This is a genomic window from Komagataeibacter medellinensis NBRC 3288, assembly GCF_000182745.2.
Taxonomy (GTDB): Bacteria; Pseudomonadota; Alphaproteobacteria; order Acetobacterales; family Acetobacteraceae; genus Komagataeibacter; species Komagataeibacter medellinensis.
This window is the reverse complement of record NC_016027.1, coordinates 654393-672592: the sequence shown is the minus strand read 5'-3', so window position 1 is coordinate 672592 and position 18200 is coordinate 654393. Positions and strand designations below refer to the sequence as shown.

General features: G+C 63.1%; 20 protein-coding genes and 1 tRNA gene. 4 read left to right on the top strand and 17 right to left on the bottom strand.

The annotated features are described in order from the left end of the window. Positions 1–4: 4 nt before the first annotated feature. The 5 genes from hisS to GLX_RS03015 form a co-directional block, all read right to left on the bottom strand. Positions 5–1261, bottom strand: coding sequence for a histidine--tRNA ligase (hisS, locus tag GLX_RS03035; protein WP_041247594.1), 1257 nt, complete (start codon positions 1259–1261; stop codon positions 5–7). 82 nt (positions 1262–1343) lie between these two features. After that, a complete protein-coding gene (gene ispG, locus GLX_RS03030; RefSeq protein WP_014104562.1) occupies positions 1344–2504 on the bottom strand; it encodes a flavodoxin-dependent (E)-4-hydroxy-3-methylbut-2-enyl-diphosphate synthase in 1161 nt (386 codons plus the stop codon). 132 nt (positions 2505–2636) lie between these two features. Continuing rightward, positions 2637–3740, bottom strand: a complete 1104-nt coding sequence (locus tag GLX_RS03025) for a helix-turn-helix domain-containing protein (RefSeq protein ID WP_014104561.1) — start codon at positions 3738–3740, stop codon at positions 2637–2639. Next, positions 3737–4810 carry an NAD(P)H-dependent flavin oxidoreductase gene (locus tag GLX_RS03020; RefSeq protein ID WP_014104560.1) on the bottom strand — a complete coding sequence of 358 codons (1074 nt, stop codon included), beginning with the start codon at positions 4808–4810 and terminating at the stop codon, positions 3737–3739. Before GLX_RS03020 ends, GLX_RS03025 begins: the two co-directional genes overlap by 4 nt. Positions 4811–4821: 11 nt before the next feature. After that, positions 4822–6075: an aspartate kinase gene (locus GLX_RS03015; protein ID WP_014104559.1), complete on the bottom strand. Its 1254-nt coding sequence runs from the start codon at positions 6073–6075 to the stop codon at positions 4822–4824. A gap of 160 nt (positions 6076–6235) precedes the next feature. On the opposite strand from GLX_RS03015, the gene ubiG reads away from it, so the two are divergent. After that, positions 6236–6985 carry a bifunctional 2-polyprenyl-6-hydroxyphenol methylase/3-demethylubiquinol 3-O-methyltransferase UbiG gene (ubiG, locus tag GLX_RS03010; protein ID WP_041247131.1) on the top strand — a complete coding sequence of 250 codons (750 nt, stop codon included), beginning with the start codon at positions 6236–6238 and terminating at the stop codon, positions 6983–6985. Between the two features lie 24 nt (positions 6986–7009). Here ubiG and GLX_RS03005 read toward each other — a convergent pair whose 3' ends face one another. From GLX_RS03005 to GLX_RS02985, 5 genes are all read right to left on the bottom strand, one after another. Then, positions 7010–8239 (bottom strand): lactonase family protein, encoded by a 1230-nt coding sequence (locus tag GLX_RS03005; protein WP_014104557.1) that lies wholly within the window; start codon positions 8237–8239, stop codon positions 7010–7012. A gap of 46 nt (positions 8240–8285) precedes the next feature. Beyond that, the gene (locus GLX_RS03000; RefSeq protein WP_014104556.1) at positions 8286–8807 is read right to left on the bottom strand and encodes a DUF2147 domain-containing protein; all 522 of its coding nucleotides are present in this window, start codon (positions 8805–8807) and stop codon (positions 8286–8288) included. Between the two features lie 65 nt (positions 8808–8872). Beyond that, positions 8873–9334, bottom strand: a complete 462-nt coding sequence (locus GLX_RS02995; protein WP_014104555.1) for a DUF1178 family protein — start codon at positions 9332–9334, stop codon at positions 8873–8875. Positions 9335–9362: 28 nt separating this feature from the next. Beyond that, a complete protein-coding gene (gene grxC, locus GLX_RS02990; RefSeq protein ID WP_014104554.1) occupies positions 9363–9626 on the bottom strand; it encodes a glutaredoxin 3 in 264 nt (87 codons plus the stop codon). A 54-nt stretch (positions 9627–9680) separates the two neighbouring features. Beyond that, the gene (locus tag GLX_RS02985; RefSeq protein ID WP_014104553.1) at positions 9681–10448 is read right to left on the bottom strand and encodes a ComF family protein; all 768 of its coding nucleotides are present in this window, start codon (positions 10446–10448) and stop codon (positions 9681–9683) included. Between GLX_RS02985 and GLX_RS02980 the strand changes: the two genes are divergently transcribed. Further along, positions 10447–11367 carry a class I SAM-dependent methyltransferase gene (locus tag GLX_RS02980; RefSeq protein ID WP_041247130.1) on the top strand — a complete coding sequence of 307 codons (921 nt, stop codon included), beginning with the start codon at positions 10447–10449 and terminating at the stop codon, positions 11365–11367. The genes GLX_RS02985 and GLX_RS02980 overlap by 2 nt on opposite strands. Before the next feature lie 14 nt (positions 11368–11381). Here the strand turns inward: GLX_RS02980 and moaA are convergent, their stop codons facing one another. The 5 genes from moaA to GLX_RS02955 form a co-directional block, all read right to left on the bottom strand. Beyond that, complete coding sequence (gene moaA, locus GLX_RS02975) at positions 11382–12401, bottom strand: GTP 3',8-cyclase MoaA (protein WP_014104551.1); 1020 nt, start codon at positions 12399–12401, stop codon at positions 11382–11384. A gap of 10 nt (positions 12402–12411) precedes the next feature. Continuing rightward, complete coding sequence (locus GLX_RS02970) at positions 12412–12594, bottom strand: DUF3553 domain-containing protein (protein ID WP_041247129.1); 183 nt, start codon at positions 12592–12594, stop codon at positions 12412–12414. Positions 12595–12878: 284 nt separating this feature from the next. Next, the gene (pgmG, locus tag GLX_RS02965; RefSeq protein WP_014104549.1) at positions 12879–14285 is read right to left on the bottom strand and encodes a phosphoglucomutase/phosphomannomutase PgmG; all 1407 of its coding nucleotides are present in this window, start codon (positions 14283–14285) and stop codon (positions 12879–12881) included. Next, a complete protein-coding gene (gene galU, locus GLX_RS02960; protein WP_193360668.1) occupies positions 14282–15175 on the bottom strand; it encodes a UTP--glucose-1-phosphate uridylyltransferase GalU in 894 nt (297 codons plus the stop codon). The genes pgmG and galU overlap by 4 nt, the downstream gene beginning before the upstream one ends. 402 nt (positions 15176–15577) lie before the next feature. Next, positions 15578–15663: transfer RNA gene (locus tag GLX_RS02955), tRNA-Leu, on the bottom strand. A gap of 60 nt (positions 15664–15723) precedes the next feature. On the opposite strand from GLX_RS02955, the gene lipB reads away from it, so the two are divergent. Next, positions 15724–16416: a lipoyl(octanoyl) transferase LipB gene (lipB, locus tag GLX_RS02950; RefSeq protein ID WP_014104547.1), complete on the top strand. Its 693-nt coding sequence runs from the start codon at positions 15724–15726 to the stop codon at positions 16414–16416. 21 nt (positions 16417–16437) lie between these two features. On the opposite strand, the gene GLX_RS02945 is transcribed toward lipB, so the two are convergent. Beyond that, positions 16438–17061 (bottom strand): LolA family protein, encoded by a 624-nt coding sequence (locus GLX_RS02945; RefSeq protein WP_014104546.1) that lies wholly within the window; start codon positions 17059–17061, stop codon positions 16438–16440. Next, the gene (locus tag GLX_RS02940) at positions 17058–17372 is read right to left on the bottom strand and encodes a BolA family protein (protein WP_041247128.1); all 315 of its coding nucleotides are present in this window, start codon (positions 17370–17372) and stop codon (positions 17058–17060) included. The genes GLX_RS02945 and GLX_RS02940 overlap by 4 nt, the downstream gene beginning before the upstream one ends. 79 nt (positions 17373–17451) lie before the next feature. On the opposite strand from GLX_RS02940, the gene GLX_RS02935 reads away from it, so the two are divergent. Next, positions 17452–18078, top strand: a complete 627-nt coding sequence (locus GLX_RS02935) for a J domain-containing protein (protein ID WP_014104544.1) — start codon at positions 17452–17454, stop codon at positions 18076–18078. Positions 18079–18200: the final 122 nt, after the last annotated feature.

The following is an 18200-nucleotide window of genomic DNA, read 5'->3' as shown; positions in this document are numbered from 1 at the left end:
GGGTTCAGGCCTTTATGGCTGAACCGGCGTGCAGGAAGTCAGCCACCCCATCCATTGCCACCTCGGCCTGCTGCCCGCTGTCCAGGTCTTTGACCTGCACCACGCCGCGCGCGATCTCATCACTGCCGATTACGATGGCATGGGTTGCCTTCATGCGGTTGGCGCGTTCCATCCGGCGTTTCATGTTGCCGCGATAGGACGTCTCGGCCCGGATACCCGCAGCCCGGATGGCCTGTAGCACGGCCAGCGCCGCTGCCTGTGCGTCTGCTCCCATGGGAATGACGGCAACGGGGCGTGGGTCCTCGGGGCTTTCGGCCAGCAGCATGGACAGGCGCTCGATCCCGCCCGCCCAGCCAATGGCGGGCGTGGCCGGGCCACCCATTTCGGCTACCAGACCGTCATAGCGGCCACCAGCCAGCACGGTGCCCTGCGCACCCAGGCGTTCGGTTACGAACTCGAACGCGGTATGGCCGTAATAGTCCAGCCCGCGTACGATGCGCGGATTATGCCGGAACGGCACACCCATCACATCCAGCGTGCGGCGCAGGTCATCCCAGAATTCCTGTGCCTCGGGGGTCAGGAACTGGTCGATTGTGGGAGCGTCGGCCACAAGGGTGCGATCCTGTTGAGCCTTGCTGTCGAGGATGCGCAGCGGGTTGCGTTCCAGCCGGGTCTGGCTGTCGGCCGAAAGTTCATCGCGCCGGTCACTGAAATAGGCGATCAGCGCCGTGCGCCACGCATCGCGGCTTGCGGTATCACCCAGCGTGTTGAGTTCCAGCACCACTTCCGCGCCAATGCCCAGTGCGGCCAGCACGTCACGGCCCATGGCGATGATCTCGGCATCGGCCAGCGGTTCGGCAGCGCCCAGCAGTTCTGCCCCGATCTGGTGGAACTGGCGGTAACGCCCCTTCTGCGGGCGTTCGTAGCGGAACATGGGACCGGCGTAGAACACCTTCTGCGGAAGGGACTGTGTCAGCCCGTTGGTGACCAGCGCGCGGCAGATGGCGGCCGTGCCCTCGGGGCGGAGCGTCAGGGATTCACCGCCCCGGTCCTCGAATGTGTACATTTCCTTCGAGACGACATCCGACGTATCGCCCAGCGAACGTGAGAAAACCCGCGTATCTTCGAATACCGGGGTAGACCATTCATCAAACCCGTACAGGCTGACAATGCGGCGCGCGGTCTCGACCACATGATTGAAACGCCTGCGCTCTTCGCCGATCAGGTCGTGGGTGCCACGAACGGGCTGCAAACTGCTCACTACGCGATATTCCTGCATTGAACCCGGCCTGCCGTTGGGCCGACCGGTGGCCGCGCACCGGGGCGGGCGCGCGGCGTTACCCTCAGTCCGCCGTGGACATGCTGGCCTCACGGGCCATTTCCTCGGCAGGGGTGTTGCTGGCGTCAGCCACCTGCAACTGCTCCACCTTCTTTTCCACCAGTTCGACAATGTGCTCGATCATGTCGCCTGCGGGCATGGTATGGTCCTGCTTGCCGGCGGAATAGACCATGTGGCGGCCCGAGCCGCCGCCGGTCACACCAATATCGGTCATCAGGGCTTCACCGGGACCATTGACCACGCAGCCGATGATGGACAGCGTCATGGGCGTCTTGATGTGCGCCAGGCGGTCTTCGAGCGTCTGCACGGTCTCGATCACATTGAAGCCCTGTCGCGCGCAGGACGGGCAGGAAATGATCTTCACGCCGCGGTGGCGCAGGCCGAGCGACTTGAGGATATCCCAGCCGACCAGCACTTCCTCTTCCGGTTCGGCGGAGAGCGAGACGCGCATGGTATCACCCACGCCCGCCCACAGCAGGTTGCCCAGCCCGATGGAGGACTTGACCGTGCCCGCGCGCTTGCTGCCCGCTTCGGTAATGCCGATATGCAGCGGGTGATCGCATACATCGGCCAGTTGCTGGTAGGCGGCAACGGCCATGAACACGTCGGATGCCTTTACGCTGATCTTGAATTCATGGAAGTCATGGTCTTCAAGGATCTTCGCGTGTTCCAGGGCACTTTCCACCAGTGCGTCGGGGTTGGGCTCGCCATATTTTTCCAGCAGGTGCTTTTCCAGCGAACCGGCGTTCACGCCGATACGGATCGAGCAGTTGTGGTCCTTGGCCGCATTCACGACTTCACGTACGCGCTCGGCGCTGCCGATGTTGCCGGGATTGATGCGCAGGCACGCCGCCCCCGCCTTTGCCGCCTCGATCGCGCGCTTGTAGTGGAAGTGGATGTCGGCCACGACGGGCACGTTCACCTCGCGCACGATCTCGGCCAGCGCCTTCGTGCTCTCCTCATCGGGGCACGAGACGCGCACGATGTCCACGCCGGCCAGTTCGGCGCGGCGGATCTGGGCGATCGTGGCCTCGGCATCGGTGGTCAGCGTGTTGGTCATCGTCTGGACCGATACGGGGGCGTCCCCGCCCACAGGCACCTTGCCGACATGGATCTGCCGCGACTTGCGGCGTTCGATATGCTGATAAGGACGATAGCTGCTCATTGTCTGCCCTCCATATAAGGCGGCGGTTTGTGCTCCGGCCCGCCGTGGCGGGTGCTGCACGGCCCGGGAGTCTGTTACATGCCGGTTTGCGGCATGGGAACCAAAAAAGGGGCCATGCCGTAGAAAACCACCCTACTCCGCATCGAAGTGCTGCGGGAGGGGGGGCGAGAGATTATTGCCACCGGGCGGGGTGGCTGCCGGTGCTGCCGCTGTGCCCGCATGCATGACGGAACCATCCGCAATGGATGCCGGGCTTAACGGGACATTGTGCCTGACTTCCCCGTTGCGGCCCAAGGGCTGTGTCGTTACGCCGCCGCTGCTCAGGGTCAGGCCACCAGCATTGCCAACCGTCATGATCAGATCGGTCTGGTCGGCGGGAGCCTGCCATGTCTCACCGGGATGGAGCACACCGTTATACAGTATGGCTCCACCGGACTTGCGGACCTGCACCCAGGTGGTTGCCGTTGCATTCAGGGTTACCGTATTGGCGGCCCCTGTTGCCGGTTGGGTTGTGGCCTGCTGCTGGGTAAGCACGTTACGGTCTTCGCCCATCTTTTCCAGCGGCTGGGTGGGGGAAGCGGGCATGGGCGCCGGTATGGGCACGTCGGCGGGGGGCGATGATGCCGGAGTGGCAGGCATGCCCGTCAGTGCCTCGCGTTCCTGTGGGGGAAGTGGTTGCGGGGTGGGCCGGTCGTCCGTCGGGGGCAACATGGAGGCCACCTGCGGGGAAGCGGGAATGGTGGACGTGCCGGGCAGTGTCAGTCGTGCTGGCAGGTCATTGCCAGTGCTTTCGGAACTGCTGAACTTGTACCAGCCGACATAGGCCCCAACCAGAATTACGATACCGCACAGCAGCAGAACGCCCGTGGGCAGGCCGCGATCTGGCAGCGGTACGGGAAAGCTCAGTTCGGCCCGGCGGGTGAACGCGCCCCGGCTTTCCACCTTGAAGCGTGCGGCCAGTGGTTCCCCATCAAGCCCCAGCGCCTTGGCGTAGGTGCGCAGAAAGCCGATGGCATAGGCGCTGCCCGGCAGCTCGGAAGCGCGTCCTGCTTCCAGTGCTTCCAGATAAGGCAGGCGGATGCGCAGCCATGCCGCGACATCGGGCAGTTTCCAGCCCAGTTCCTCGCGCCGCGCCCGCAATATGTCCCCCACCGATGCGATGGGCGAGGCGCCTGGCACGGGCGTCGTACCATCGGGTGCGGATTTGGGGCGAAAAACGCGCTTGCCATCACTCATCCGTAGCGTGCCCTCTCCTCCTGGCGGATCAGCGCGTCAATCGCCTGATCGACCAGTTCACCGATGATTTCACGCACCGGCTGCACATCCGTGATCATGCCAACAGACTGCCCGGCCATGACGGAGCCGTGTTCCACATCTCCATCAATTACGGCGCGGCGCAGCGAGCCAGCCCAGAAATGCTCGATATCCAGTTGGGCCGCTTCTTTTGTCAGTTCACCGGACTGGAAACGGCGCAGCGTTTCGGCCTGGTGCTGCAGGAAACTACTTGTGCCCGCATTGTTGAGTCCACGCACCGGAATGACCGGGAAGCGTTCATCAAGCTGAACGGAGGTTACGGCATCACGCGCATTGGCGCGGATGAACGCCTTCTTGAAACGCTCATGCGCGATGCTTTCGCTCGATGCGGCAAAGCGCGTGCCAAGCTGCGCGCCGGCAGCTCCAAGCTCCAGGTAGGACAGGATCGCATCCCCCCGGCCCAGACCACCGGCAACGAACACCGGCACGTCATGCACATGCGGCAGGATTTCCTGCGCCAGTACGGTCAGCGAGACGGGCCCGACATGGCCGCCTGCTTCCGATCCCTCGATCACCAGCGCATCAATGCCTGAGCGGATCAGCCTTTTGGCCAGTACCAGTGCGGGAGCAAAGCCGATCGCCTTTGCCCCGCCATCTTTGATGGCACGGATCACGGGGCTGGAGGGAATGCCGCCCGCCAGCACGATATGGGTCACACCCGCATCAAGGCACACGCGCACCAGATCATCCAGTTGCGGGTGCATGGTAATCAGGTTGACGCCAAAGGGGCGGCTGGTCAGGGCCTGTGTTGCCGCGATTTCCTCGGCCAGACGCGCAGGCTCCATCGCACCGCAGGCCAGTACGCCAAACCCGCCCGCATTGGAAATGGCCGAGACAAGGTTGCGTTCGCTCACCCACGACATCGCACCCCCCAACAGCGCGTATTCGCTGCCAAGGAAACGTGTGCCCCGCCCGCACAGGTGGTCGAGCCGGGCGCGGGCTTCCGCCCGACGGGCCGGATCGGCCAGGGTGGCGGCCAGGGTATCCGTCATGCCTGTCGTGCTCACGCCGCGTCCAGCCCGTAGGCGGTGTGCAGGGCGCGCACGGCCAGTTCGGTATATTCCGAGGCGATCAGTACGGAGACCTTGATCTCGCTGGTGGAAATGACCTGCACGTTGATGTTGCGCTCGGCCAGGGTGCGGAACATGGTGCTGGCCACGCCGGCGTGCGAGCGCATGCCAACACCCACCACGCTGATCTTGACCACGCTGTCATCGGTCTGCAGTTCGGCATACTGGGTGGTGTCGCGGTGGGCTTCCAGCACGGAAATGGCGCGTGCAAGGTCGCTCTTGCCCACTGTGAAGGTCATGTTGGTCATGCCGTCATCGCCCGTGCTCTGGACAATCATGTCCACGTTCACATTGGCATCGGCCAGCGGACCGAACACGCCTGCCGCGATGCCGGGTCGGTCGGGCAACTGGCGCACGGAAATCTTGGCTTCATCCCGGGAGTAGGCGATTCCGGCAACCTGTTCCTGTTCCACGATTTCGTCCTCATCCACAACTATTGAACCGGGCAGGTGCCCTTCGGATGGCGCCGGGCCATCGGCAAAACTGGAAAGCACCTGTACCCGTACGCGCTCCTTCATGGCCAGTTCCACGCTGCGCGTCTGGAGTACCTTGGCCCCTACGGATGCAAGTTCAAGCATCTCCTCATACGTGATCCTGTCGAGCTTGCGCGCCTTGGTAACAATACGGGGATCGGTTGTATATATGCCGTCCACGTCGGTGTAGATATCGCAGCGGTCCGCCTTCAGCGCCGCTGCCAGTGCCACGGCCGAGGTATCGGACCCGCCGCGCCCCAGTGTGGTGATGCGCCCGTCCGGCCCAATTCCCTGAAAGCCTGCCACAACCGGCACTTCACCAGCCTGCATGCTGGCAACCAGGCCTGCGCCGTCAATGGACACGATCCGGGCCTTGCCGTGCGCGTCATCCGTGCGCAGCGGGATCTGCCAACCCAGCCACGAACGCGCGTTTACGCCCAGTTTCTGCAGCGCTATGGCCAGCAGGCCGCTTGTCACCTGCTCTCCCGTGGCAACGACCGTGTCGTATTCGCGTTCATCATGCGTGGGCGAAAGGTCACGGCAGTAGCCGACAAGGCGGTTGGTCACGCCCGACATGGCGGAGACGACAACCGCCACCTCGCATCCGGCCTCGACCTGTTTCCTGACTTTTTCCGCCACGGCGCGAATCCGGTCCAGATCGGCGACGGACGTGCCGCCGAATTTCATCACGATCCGTGGTACGGTAGGGGACATTGGAATAATGGCTCCATAAAGGCTACGGGGCTGCAATGCATCCAAACGTGTGGCGCTGTTGGCCAATCTGGAGCATTGCGGTTATGTGCAAGCCGCGTCACATACATCTCCCCAGCTTCCGCGTCCAGCGGAAGAAAGCCAAATGAAAGGCGGTGCACCCATGCAGAATCACGATTCGCCCGTTGTGTCGGCAGATTCGGTCGCTCCGGAAGAGATCGCCCATTTCAGCAGCCTTGCCGCCCGCTGGTGGGATACTGCTGGCCCCATGCGCCCGCTCCATGCCATGAACGACCTGCGTACCGGCTGGAGTATGCGCCACCTGCCCGCTCCCGTGGGCGCGGACGGCACGCGTCGCACCCTGCTCGACATTGGCTGTGGCGCTGGCCTGGCAAGCGAAGCCTTTGCGCGAGCCGGCTATGATGTAACGGGGCTCGACGCGTCCCAGGCCGCGATCACGGCAGGCCGCCTGCACCTGCGCCAGCACCCGCTTCTCGCCTCGGCAGGTCCGCTTGCCTACCGTTGCGCCAGCGCCGAGACCCTGGTGGCCGAAGGGGCGCGCTTTGATGCGATTTCCGCGCTGGAAGTGATTGAGCATGTGACCGACCCCGCAGCCTTCCTGCGCATGCTGGCGGAGTTGCTGCGTCCGGGGGGTGTGATGGTTGTTTCTACCATGAATCGCACATGGCGCTCCATGGCCATGGCCAAGATCGGGGCGGAATATGTGCTGCGCCTGCTGCCGGTCGGCACGCATGACTGGCGCAAGTTCATAACCCCCGCCGAACTGGGGCAGCATGCGGCCCAGGCAGGGCTGCGGGTGACCGATATTGCGGGCATGGTCCCGACCCTGGGCGGCTGGCGTGAGAGCCGGGACCTTGCCGTCAATTACATTGCGGCCCTTGTGCGCGACTAGGTCGCGCACAGGGCTTGCCCGACTTCAGATCGTGTTCATGAACGCAAACGTGGTCGGGCTGCCCACGGGGGTGAAGTTCCATGTAAAGTCCAGTACCCCGGTCTGGGCGTTCACCTTGAACGAGGTGACGGAATCACTGCGCTGGTTGGCGCAGAACAGGAAGTTGCCGCTGGGGTCGAACATCATCGCGCGCCCATAATCGGCATGCATCCAGATTTCTTCCACCAGGTTCAGTGTGCCATCGTCATTCACATGGAAACTGGCCAGCGAATCACCCAGCCGGTTCGAGACATACAGGTATTTGCCGTTGGGCGAGAGCAGGATGCCCGCAGCCAGCGTGCTGCCACGGAAATGGGGTGTAACCGTGCTGACCGTCTGCTGGGGCACGATCTCGCCTGTCTGGGGGTTGAAGCTTGCGGCGACCACCTTCGAATCCTGTTCGCCCAGGATGTAGATCATCGTGCCCTTCTCGTTGAACGAGAAATGGCGGGGGGCGGAGCCCGGTGTCATGGAAATGAACGGGGTCTTGGCGGGCACGAGGCGCCCGGTATGCAGGTCGAGTGTCCAGACATAGACCCGGTCCAGCCCCGCGTCACATGCAAGCACGTACCGCCCCGACGGATCGGACGCCACCATGTGCACATGCGCGCTGGAATGGTCGCTTATGGCGAAGTTGCCCGGCGGGTTGTCCGCCGCGCGGTCGGGCATGCGCGGTCCGGTGTTGTGCACCACGTCCGTCGGGTCGCCCAGGCCGCCATCGGCGTGGATGGGCAGCACACCCACCGTGCCCCCCATGTAGTTGGCTACCAGCACGTATTTGCCCGATGCATGCACGCTCAGATGCGCGGGCACCGCCCCGCCGGAGCGCACGACATTGAGCTTGGTCAACTCCCCGCTGGAGCGGTTGACGGAAAACGCCGTGACACAACCTTCCCCATTGGCGTTGAAGTCACTGATTTCACTTAGCGCGTAAAGGTGTTTGAAATCGGCCGACATGGTCATGAACGACGGGCTGGCAATATCGACATAGGTCATGAGCGGCGAAAGGCTGCTTGTATCCGGGTTCATCTCGAATACGGAAATTCCCTGTCCGTTACCTGCCCCGCCCGGTGGCCCATGCTGGGTGTAGCCCCCGATATAACAGATGGTGCGGGGCTTGGACGCGCCCTGGGCTACGGCGCGCCGGGACAGGACGGGCACGCCAGATGCCGCAAGTGTTGCGGCAAAGGCGCGGCGGGAGATGGTGCTGCTCATGAAATCAGGGTCATCCTCATTGATGGGGAGTGGTCTTATTGGGCCTTCAGGGTAGCTTGCAGGCCGGGCCGATGCTGCCAGTATAGCGGCTCCATGTTTCCGTTTCACCAAATAAGGGTACGGCCACGAAGCCGCGCAGCTTCAAGTCGCCAGACTGTGAAACCCAAAGCTTGGCATGGTAAACATGCCCCGTATCGGGATCGGTCACACGGCCGTTCCAGTGGCCAGGGGTATCCGTATCGGGCTTAAAGCCGTTTAGCATGGGCAGGTTGCATTCCGCCTCCCCGTGTTTGTCGCGTGGCATCTTGGTTTCATAGCGCAGGCCAACCAGGTGGCCGCACACTTCCTGTCCGCAATGGGAAATCTCGAATACCCCATCGTGGTCCTTGGTCATCCACCGGCCGATGATGTCAGGCTCGGCGGTCTGTGCATGGCTGGTGGCGGGTATGGCAATGGGTGCAAGCATCATTCCCATGGCGCACAGCACGGCGCCCGTGCTGCATGCCAGCCACCGCGCGGCTCGGGTACCGGTCTGGCCCGGGTGGTTGTCCTTGTTGCTGTCATGCATCTCAAATCATTCCCCGACAAGGCGCGGGACCCGGCGGGGTCAGCCCAGGCCGCGCGCGTGTTCGTCTAGCTATCGGCCCGCCTGACCCAGGGTATGGCGTGGACTTCCACCCCTTCCTCATCCAGTTCGGCCTGTTCCTGTACGGTCATACTACCGTATATACCACGGGATTCGCGCGTGCCCCGGTGCATTTCCAGTGCTTCATGCGCAAAGCGGTCGCCCACATCCTCGCAATGCTCTTCCACCGTCTGGCGCATTTTCTGTAACAGGGCGATCATGGCATCAGGCAGCGCTTCTGGCGCATGGCCGGGTGGCGTGGCGATGGGTGGCAACGTTTCTGCCGCCTGCGCGGGGGCTGCTGGCCTTGTGCGGACTGCGGGCGCCATGAGGGCGCGGGCTACAGTGTGCGTGCCACATTGCGGGCAGCACAGCAGGCCATTGGCAGCCTGCCGCTCAAACGCGCTGCTGCCGGGAAACCACCCTTCGAATTCATGCCCTGCGCCGCAGCGCAACTGGTACCGGATCATGCCCTGTTCACCCGTATGCCGTGCCTGGTCAGCCCGCAGCGCCCAGCAGGCCATCAAGCCTGCCTGTGCGTTCCAGCGCCATCAGGTCATCACAGCCCCCCACGGGCGTGCCGTCGATGAAGATCTGCGGCACGGTGGTGCGCCCGCCAGATCGGCGGATGGAGTCCGCCCGCTCGGGCGTGCCATGCGGGGCATTGATCTCGTTGAAAGGGACGCCCTTTTGCGCCAGCAGGCGAACCGCGCGGATGCAGTAAGGGCAGCCGGGCTGGGTATAGATGTCGATCGCGGGCATTGAACCTTCACTTCATTTGTTGTCGTGGCCGGGCGGGTACGCGTGCAGCATATCCTATTGTTGTTCATACTGGCCACAGGCACGCGCCGCAGCAAGCACATCAACGCGGGCCGCTCCGGCACCAAGCAGAGCATGGGCGCAGGCGCCAAGGGTGGCGCCGGTTGTCATCACGTCATCCACCACGATCACATGCCGCCCCTGTATGGCGGCACGGCGGTGGGCACGCACGCCAATCACTCCGCGCATCAGGTCATGGCGCGCCGGGCGGCCCAGCCCCTCAAGCGGGCGGGTGGCGCGGGTGCGTTCCAGCCCATCGGCCATGACCGCTACCCTGGCCTGCCGCCCCAGTGCGCGGGCCAGCAGTAACGCCTGGTTGTAGCGGCGCCCGAACAGCCGGAGCCGGTGCAGTGGGACCGGCATGAGCAGGCTGTCCGGCCTGATCAGGTCCTTTGCCGCCCATGCCATGTAACGGCCAAGCAGGCCCGCGTTTTCCGTAGCATCGGCATATTTCAGCGGCAGGATCAGGCTACGCGGCATGTCGTCATATACCATGGCGGCCCGCCCTTCGTGCCAGGGGGGCGGGTTTTCGGTGCACGATGCACATGTCCGGTCCGGTCCGGCAGCCGCGCGCGATGTGAATGGCAGCGCGCAGCGGCGGCAGAACGGGTCCGTGATCAGGTGCATCCGGCTTACACAGGCACCGCACAGGTGACCTGCCTGCGCCACGTCTTCGCCGCAGCCGGGGCAGCGGGGCGGGAACAGCAGGTCGAGCAGACCCGTCGTGGCGCGTCGCCATGGCAGGGCGGAAAGGATTGAGGGCATGCGTTCACACGATCGTAGGCTTGGCAGCGCCGGGCCACGGGCGCACATCAGAACCATGACGACCGAGGTGCCGCAGATATTTGACCGCCATGCCGTGCGTGTGCATCGAGACCGCGCCGCGACTACAATGGCGACGGTCCGCCCGATCCTGGCGGAAGCAGCCACGCGCCTGCTGGACCGGCTGGATGACGTGACCCGTTCCTTTGGCACGGCGCTGGATATTGGCGGTCGGGGCGTGGTGGCGCCTGCCCTGCGCGCGCGTGGCATTGCAACGGTGGCGGCCGATCTCTCGCCCCGGCTGTGCGCACGCGATGATGGCCCTGCAATATGTATGGATGGGGAGTGGCTGCCTTTTGCTGCCCACAGTTTTGACCTGGTGGTGGCCTGCCTGTCGCTGCACGGGGTGAACGACTTGCCGGGCCTGCTGGCGCAGGTGCGCCGCATATTGGTGCCGGACGGGCTGTTTCTGGCCTGCATGCCGGTGCTGCCCACGCTGGGCGGCCTGCGCCATGCCCTGCTTGAGGCTGAAACCGCGCGCCGTGGCGGGGTATCCCCACGTGTCTCGCCCTTTCCCGGTCTGCGGGAGTGTGCCGGACTGCTCCAGCGCGCGGGCTTTGCCCTGCCGGTGGCGGATGCGGATGTGATCCATCTTTCCTACCGCACGCCCATGGGGCTGCTGACGGACCTGCGCCATGCGGGCGAAACAAACACCCTGCGCCAGCGTGCGCGCGGTCTGACCCATCCCGCCCTGCTGGCCGATGCGCTGGCCCGTTTGCCGCTGGAGGCTGATGACAGCCTGACGCAGGACCTGCATGTGGCGATGATGACCGGCTGGTCCCCTGCCCCCACCCAGCCGCAGCCGCTGCGGCCGGGGCAGTTCAGTATCAGCCTGGAGCAGGCGCTGCGCGGGAAGCCCTAGCATGCCCTCTGCCTTCAGCCGCCGGTTACACTCATATGGCGCGTGACACGGGCCGGGTCATCCGCGCTACGGCCAATCAGGAAGTCATGCCCGCGTGGCTTGCGCAGGATGGCGGCGCGTACGTGCTCCATCATCTCCCCATCATCGGCGCCAGCACGGAGCGGGCCACGCAGGTCGGTCGATCCCTCATGGCCAAGGCAGGTATACAGCCTGCCGGTGCAGGACAGCCGCACCCGGTTGCAGCTTTCACAGAAATTATGGGTCATCGGCGTGATGAAGCCGATCCGGCGCCCGGTCTGCGCAATGCGGGCATAGCGCGCGGGACCGCCTGTGCGATAAGCCAGCGGTTCCAGTGTCCAGCGCTGTTCAAGCCTGCGGCGCACGCCAGATAGCGGCAGATAGTGATCGGTCCGGTCCTCGCCCGTCTCGCCCATGGGCATGGTCTCGATCAGGCACAGGTCGGCGCCGATTTCACCACACCATGCAATCAGACCGTCAAATTCATCTGCGTTCACGCCTGCCATGGCCACGGTATTGATGCGTACGGCCAGCCCTGCCGCGCGTGCGGCGCGTATGCCATCAAGCGTGCGGGCCAGGTTGCCCCGCCGGGTTATGCGCGCAAAGCGGGTGGGCTCCAGCGAATCAAGGCTGACGTTGACGCGCCGCACACCGCAGGCATGAAGGTCATCCGCGAACTCGGCCAGCCTGCTGGCATTGGTGGTCAGGGTCAGTTCATCCAGTCCCGGCTGGCCATCCGCCTGGCCAAGCCATCCGCCCATTTCGCGGAAGAAGGACATCACATCGCGCCGTACCAGCGGCTCGCCCCCCGTCACCCGCAACCGACGCACGCCATGGCGGATGAAGGAGGTGCACAGCCGCTCCAGTTCCGTAAGTGACAGGATTTCGGCCTTGGGCAGGAAGGTCATGTCTTCCGCCATGCAATAGATACAGCGCATGTCGCACCGGTCGGTGACCGATACACGCAGGTAGGTCAGCAGCCGACCGTAGGAATCGGGTAGTGGGGTATGGTCCATCCAGCGCGGCCTATGACAGTTCGGTCAGGTGCACGACCGTAGCGTCAATCACCACTTTTCCTGCATGGGGGAACATGACCGTAACCCGGTGCCCGATGGCGGACTGGACCAGTCCGTCACCCCATTCCGGGTGGTCGGGATGGCTGACGGCCTGCCCGGGCACAAGAAAGGAACGGAAAGGAGGTTGGGCCATTATGCTGCATGGTTCCTGCACGGGGTCATGACCGGCATATCGGACCGGTAAGGGTCTTATTAAACCCCATGAGCAGGCATACAACAAAAAAACGGCATCCGGTGCCCTGTGTCTGTTACCCTGACCGGTGCCACGCATCATTCTGTAAATCGGATAGAAGTTCCGGGTGTCGCCTTTTTCCAAAAAGAGGCATTCTTCTGAAGCTTTTAAAAAAGCTTAACCAAAAACTTTTTTCATTTTCAGGGTATTATGGCGCAGCCTTTCTAAAAGCCCTCTGCCGTCAATCAGTCGCTTCTCGCCCCGGAAAAATCAGGCGCGGCAATGCCCGACAATGCAAGCTGGGCACAGAGTTCCGCCTTGAGCCGTTCCAGCGCGGCCTGCGTGGCTCCTTCCACCCGCGCGACCAGAAGGGCCTGCGTGTTGGAGGCGCGCAGCAGCCACCACCCCTCCCCTGTCGAGACACGCACGCCATCAATGGCGCAGACCGTGGCTCCGGTTTTTTCCAGACGGGAGGCAACTTCCGCAATTACGCCGAATTTGCGTGTTTCGGGGCAGTCAAAACGCAGTTCGGGTGTGGACAGCGTGGCAGGGAGTGCCGCACGTATGGCCGATAGCGGTTGTGACAGGCGCGAGACAATGCCCAGCAGCCGGATGGCGGCATAAAGCCCGTCATCAAATCCGTACCACCTGTCGGCAAAAAAGAAATGGCCCGACATTTCGCCCGCTAACGGGGCGCGCGTCTCGGCCATCTTGGTCTTGATGGGGGAATGGCCAGATTTCCACATGAGCGGCCTGCCGCCTGCGCGTGCAATCTCATCAAACAGGATCTGGCTTGCCTTGACATCGGCAATGACCGTGGCCCCCGGCCGGGCACGCAGCACGTCGCGCGCCACAAGCACCAGCAACTGGTCGGCCCATATCATGGTGCCTGTATCATCCACCACGCCCAGACGGTCGGCATCGCCATCGAACGCCAGGCCAAGGTCTGCCTTTTCCATCCGTACGGCATCGGCCAACTGGCGCATGTTGGCAGGAATGGTGGGATCGGGGTGATGTGCGGGAAAATGGCCGTCGATCGTGCCGTTGAGGATATGGTGCGTGCCGGGAAGTCTTTGCACGACCATGGAAAGGACATCGCCTGCCGCACTGCTGGCATTATCCCACACCACTTTCAGCGGGCGCGGGCCATCATCGTAATCGCGCAGGAGGCGCGCGACATAATCGGGCCTTATGTCCACATCCTGCGTGGTGCCGGGGTTGTGCGGCACGACATCGCCCATGGCGGACAGTCGCCCCAGTTCTCTGACCTGCGGGCCAAAGAAAGGCTGGTTGGCCTGCAGGATCTTGAAGCCATTATGGTCTGGGGGGTTATGGCTACCCGTAACCATGATTGCCCCGTCGGCCCCAAAGGCGACCGAGGCGAAATACAGCATGGGCGTTGGCCCGCAGCCAATACGCTGCACCGCCATGCCAGATGCCACCGCCCCTTCCACAAGCGCTTGCTCAAGGGAAGGAGAAGAAAGCCGCCCGTCACGACCGATGATAAGGCGCTGACCACCCGCCCGTGCCACCATGCTGCCGAAGGTGCGGCCGATGGCATAGGCGTCTTCCGGGCCAAGGGTTGTTCCCACAACCCCGCGGATGTCATATTCCCGCAGGGTGGAGGGATCGAACCGGTGCTGGAAGGTCATTTATACTTTTTCAGGAATTCCCGAACGTCGCCCGCCAGTTCCTCGCGCTCCAGCGCGAAGGCAATCTGGGCTTCAAGGAAGCCGACCTTGCTGCCGCAGTCGAAGCGCTTGCCTTCGTAGCGGAAACCATGGAACGGCACATGCCCGATGGTCTTGGCCATGGCGTCCGTCAACTGGACTTCACCGCCGGCACCCTTCTCGAGCTTGGCAAGGTGCTTGAGCACATCCGCCGTCAGCACGTAACGACCGATCACGGACAGGGTGGAGGGCGCGTCCTTCGGGTCGGGCTTCTCAACCAGGCCCTTGACCTCGACGGTCTTGCCATCGTCATGGCCGACATCAAGAATGCCGTAGCTGCCGGTCTGCTCACGCGGCACTTCGGTCACGGCCAGAACATTGCCACCGGTCTTGTTATAGACCTCGACCAACTGGCCGATGCACGACTTCTTGCTCTGCACCACGTCATCGGGCAGCAGGATAGCGAACGGGTCGTTGCCGATGAACTCACGTGCACACCAGATGGCGTGGCCCAGGCCCAGCGGTTCCTGCTGGCGCACGGACAGCATGGAACCGGGGGTGACACGGGTTGCTTCCAGCGCCTTCAGGGCCGATGCCTTCTTGCGGGCCTTCAGCGTGTCTTCCAGTTCGTAGGAAATATCGAAATAATCGATCAGGGAGTCCTTGCCCCGGCTGGAAACAAGGCAGAATTCCTCGATTCCGGCTTCACGTGCCTCGTCAATCGCATACTGGATGAGCGGGCGGTCAACGACGGTCAGCATTTCCTTGGGCACGCACTTGGTGGCGGGCAGAAAACGCGTTCCAAGACCGGCAACCGGCAATACGGCTTTTTTAAGGGGCTTGATCACTAAAATATTTACCTCAAGATGCATGACAGAAACAGGAAATCGCTCCATCTGGTCTATTTTCATGATGAAAACAGGCAGTTGGGGTGTTTCCAGATGGCAATGATGTAGCGTGCCTTATCAGGACTAAACATGATTTAAATCACGATTCTACCCCGATACCCCCACGCATGATCAATGTTTCAACTTTTTATCACATTTTCATGCATGGCGTGCCATTGCCGCTGTTCCATGCAGACTGGGAACCATACAGGGATTTTGTAGGGAGAGATCATGACTTTTTCAGGGCACATCGTGATGTGTCCGCATGGTAAAAGTATTGACCCGTCTGGTTGCCATGTCAGCGGTGGACAAAGCAGCCTTGGGCAGGGATTGTCCCCTTAAATGTGCAGGGACCCTGCCAGGCAGAATCTGTTTATAAAAACATGTTGGTGCGGCCAAGAAGACTCGAACTTCCACGGGGTTGCCCCCACAAGCACCTCAAGCTTGCGCGTCTACCATTCCGCCATGGCCGCAACGTGACAACGATGATCGACTGGGCGATACCGTCATGACGATGAAGGGGCGTATAACCGATGAAAGGCGCATGGGCAATGACTGAAAACGAGTTTTTATGGCACAGGGCACCGGATCTGGTGCCCTACCCCGCCGCATTGGCGGAAATGGAGGCGCAGGCCCGCGGAATTCGGGAGGGAACGATGCCCGAGCGCGTCTGGCTGCTTGAACATCCCCCCACCTACACCGCTGGTACCTCGGCAAGGGAATCGGACCTGTTCAACCCGCGCGGCTATCCAACCTATCCCGCCGGGCGTGGCGGACAGTGGACCTATCATGGTCCCGGCCAGCGGGTGGCCTATGCTATGCTCGACTTATCCCGGCCGCACGGCATGGTGCCCGCGCGCGACCTGCGGGCCTATGTTCACGCGCTGGAGGAATGGCTGATTCGCACCCTTGCCCACTTCGATGTGGTGGGCGAGCGTCGGGCCGACCGTATTGGCGTGTGGGTGGTCGATCCCGCCACGGGGCGGGAGGAAAAGGTGGCCGCTATCGGGGTGCGCGTCTCGCGCTGGGTCAGTTGGCACGGGGTGGCGCTCAATGTCGCACCCGACCTAAGCGATTTTGGTGGAATCGTGCCCTGCGGCATCAGCGATTACGGCGTGACCAGCCTGGCGAAGCTGGGGCGGCACCCCACAATGGGGGACGTGGATGCGGCACTGACCGCGACCTGGCCTGAATGCTTCGGCCCGATTCCCGGCGCGCAGGGATAGTCCGGCGCGCCGGTCTCACGCTTAATTGCTGGCGGAGAGGGTAAACATCGTATCAGGCCAGGGCTGGCCGCTGGCTGCGGCATTGCTCAGGTCAAGGCGGATGTGCTGGCGTTCCACATCCGTCATCTCGATTACCAGCAGCGACAGCTTGCCCCCCATGTCGGAGAATCCAAGCGTCAGGATTCCCTGTGACGGGCTGTCCGCGCGTGCAAGCGAGACCTGCAGGCTGTTGGCGCCATGCTGTACCGCCGTGACCAGAATCTGGCCCGACAGGTGTACCGGCTGGTCCAGGATCAGCCCGAGCGGCTGGTGACCAAGCGACATGCGGGTAACCGATTCGCGCCGATGGTCCACGAACAGAAGGTGGCCACCTGCCGCCACCAGCTTCATCGCCCCCGGTGTGGTGTAGTCAAGGCGCAGGCGGCCGGGGTCGTAGTGCAGCACCCCCTGCCCCTTGCCGCCATCGGGCCAGGTCTGGACAAAATCGGCCTGCAGCCCGTGCGATGTATTGAGGTAGGTCTCCACGCGGGCAATGTCCGTGCGCTGGTCGGGTGCCTGCTCGGGCACGCCGGCGCAGGCGGCCAGCAGGGTCAGCAGCCCGCCCATCATCAGCCGCCGCGTGGCGAAGGGGAAGGCGGGCTTCATGCCACGTTCATCCGCGCCTGTTCTTCAGGCGTGCGCAGCACGAGCGAAAGCGCGTGCATCCCGCCCGCGAACTCGCCCGCCAGTAGGTCATGCACCATGCGCGAACGCTGCACGCGGCCCACACCATTGAAGGCAGGGCTGATCACCAGCACATTGTAGTGACTTTCGCCCGCCTGCACGCCATTGTCGCGCATGTGGGCGTGATGGGCGTGGCGGGCGCTGTCATCCTTGATCTGCAGTTCCACGGGGGCGAGGTGTTCGCGCAGGATGCGATCGATCCGTCCGGCCCGTCCGGTTGCTTGCTGTTCCATTGGCGGCTCCATGATAGCGGGATCATTCATTGCACAGCTTCGCTCTTGCACGAAGCATGAACAGGCGCACATAACGACAATGATGAAGAGAAGGAACACCCGACACCGCGCCTTTGATCCCGATCCGGATGCGCCGGAGCGCTGCTGTGACATGCATGATTGCGACCAACCCGCGGGATACCGCGCCCCGCGGTCGCGTGATGCGCTGAACAGCTATTTCTGGTTCTGTCTGGAACATGTGCGCGAGTACAATGCGCGCTGGGACTATTACCGTGGCATGAGTCCCGGCCAGATCGAGGCCCATATCCGCGCCGATACGTCATGGAACCGCCCGTCGTGGAAGTTGGGTCAGGGCAAGGCCGCCCACACCTTTAGCGAGGAGGACATGCTCGATCCCCTCGACCTGCTCAAGGGGGCGGCGAAGGCTCGCGCCCGCGCCGCGCGTCGCAAGCATGAGGAAGACCGCCGCGCCGATGCTCCTCAGGCTCTCAAATACCCGCTGGGCGTGCTGGATCTGGGCTGGCCCGTCTCGATGGAGGAACTCAAAACCCGCTACAAGGATCTTGCCCGCCGTCACCACCCTGATGCCAATGGCGGGGACCGCAAGGCGGAGGAACGCTTCAAGGGCATCAACATTGCCTATACGGCCGTGCGTGCCCACCTTGTTGCAAATGCCGGGCGCGAGGGAATGGCCCGCAGCGCCTGATGACGGTTTTTCATGCCCGGGCAGGCGTCAGGCAGCATGCATTGGCAGATCGTTGCAGGTTTGCCTATAATCACGGCCAGATATCAGGCTCCATCCGGCCATGACGGGCCAAAACAGACGAA

What these genes read in the sequence shown, in the direction of transcription:
- GLX_RS03005 (WP_014104557.1), bottom strand. Translation starts at nt 8,239, where the DNA reads ATGAGCAGCACCATCTCCCGCCGCGCCTTTGCCGCAACACTTGCGGCA.
- GLX_RS02970 (WP_041247129.1), bottom strand. Translation starts at nt 12,594, where the DNA reads ATGGCCCAACCTCCTTTCCGTTCCTTTCTTGTGCCCGGGCAGGCCGTC.
- GLX_RS02935 (WP_014104544.1), top strand. Translation starts at nt 17,452, where the DNA reads ATGATGAAGAGAAGGAACACCCGACACCGCGCCTTTGATCCCGATCCG.
- GLX_RS03000 (WP_014104556.1), bottom strand. Translation starts at nt 8,807, where the DNA reads ATGCATGACAGCAACAAGGACAACCACCCGGGCCAGACCGGTACCCGA.
- GLX_RS02985 (WP_014104553.1), bottom strand. Translation starts at nt 10,448, where the DNA reads ATGCCCTCAATCCTTTCCGCCCTGCCATGGCGACGCGCCACGACGGGT.
- moaA (WP_014104551.1), bottom strand. Translation starts at nt 12,401, where the DNA reads ATGGACCATACCCCACTACCCGATTCCTACGGTCGGCTGCTGACCTAC.
- GLX_RS02940 (WP_041247128.1), bottom strand. Translation starts at nt 17,372, where the DNA reads ATGGAACAGCAAGCAACCGGACGGGCCGGACGGATCGATCGCATCCTG.
- grxC (WP_014104554.1), bottom strand. Translation starts at nt 9,626, where the DNA reads ATGCCCGCGATCGACATCTATACCCAGCCCGGCTGCCCTTACTGCATC.
- GLX_RS03015 (WP_014104559.1), bottom strand. Translation starts at nt 6,075, where the DNA reads ATGTCCCCTACCGTACCACGGATCGTGATGAAATTCGGCGGCACGTCC.
- lipB (WP_014104547.1), top strand. Translation starts at nt 15,724, where the DNA reads ATGAAAGGCGCATGGGCAATGACTGAAAACGAGTTTTTATGGCACAGG.
- GLX_RS02980 (WP_041247130.1), top strand. Translation starts at nt 10,447, where the DNA reads ATGCGTTCACACGATCGTAGGCTTGGCAGCGCCGGGCCACGGGCGCAC.
- GLX_RS02995 (WP_014104555.1), bottom strand. Translation starts at nt 9,334, where the DNA reads ATGATCCGGTACCAGTTGCGCTGCGGCGCAGGGCATGAATTCGAAGGG.
- GLX_RS03025 (WP_014104561.1), bottom strand. Translation starts at nt 3,740, where the DNA reads ATGAGTGATGGCAAGCGCGTTTTTCGCCCCAAATCCGCACCCGATGGT.
- GLX_RS02945 (WP_014104546.1), bottom strand. Translation starts at nt 17,061, where the DNA reads ATGAAGCCCGCCTTCCCCTTCGCCACGCGGCGGCTGATGATGGGCGGG.
- GLX_RS03020 (WP_014104560.1), bottom strand. Translation starts at nt 4,810, where the DNA reads ATGACGGATACCCTGGCCGCCACCCTGGCCGATCCGGCCCGTCGGGCG.
- pgmG (WP_014104549.1), bottom strand. Translation starts at nt 14,285, where the DNA reads ATGACCTTCCAGCACCGGTTCGATCCCTCCACCCTGCGGGAATATGAC.
- galU (WP_193360668.1), bottom strand. Translation starts at nt 15,175, where the DNA reads ATGCATCTTGAGGTAAATATTTTAGTGATCAAGCCCCTTAAAAAAGCC.
- ubiG (WP_041247131.1), top strand. Translation starts at nt 6,236, where the DNA reads ATGCAGAATCACGATTCGCCCGTTGTGTCGGCAGATTCGGTCGCTCCG.
- ispG (WP_014104562.1), bottom strand. Translation starts at nt 2,504, where the DNA reads ATGAGCAGCTATCGTCCTTATCAGCATATCGAACGCCGCAAGTCGCGG.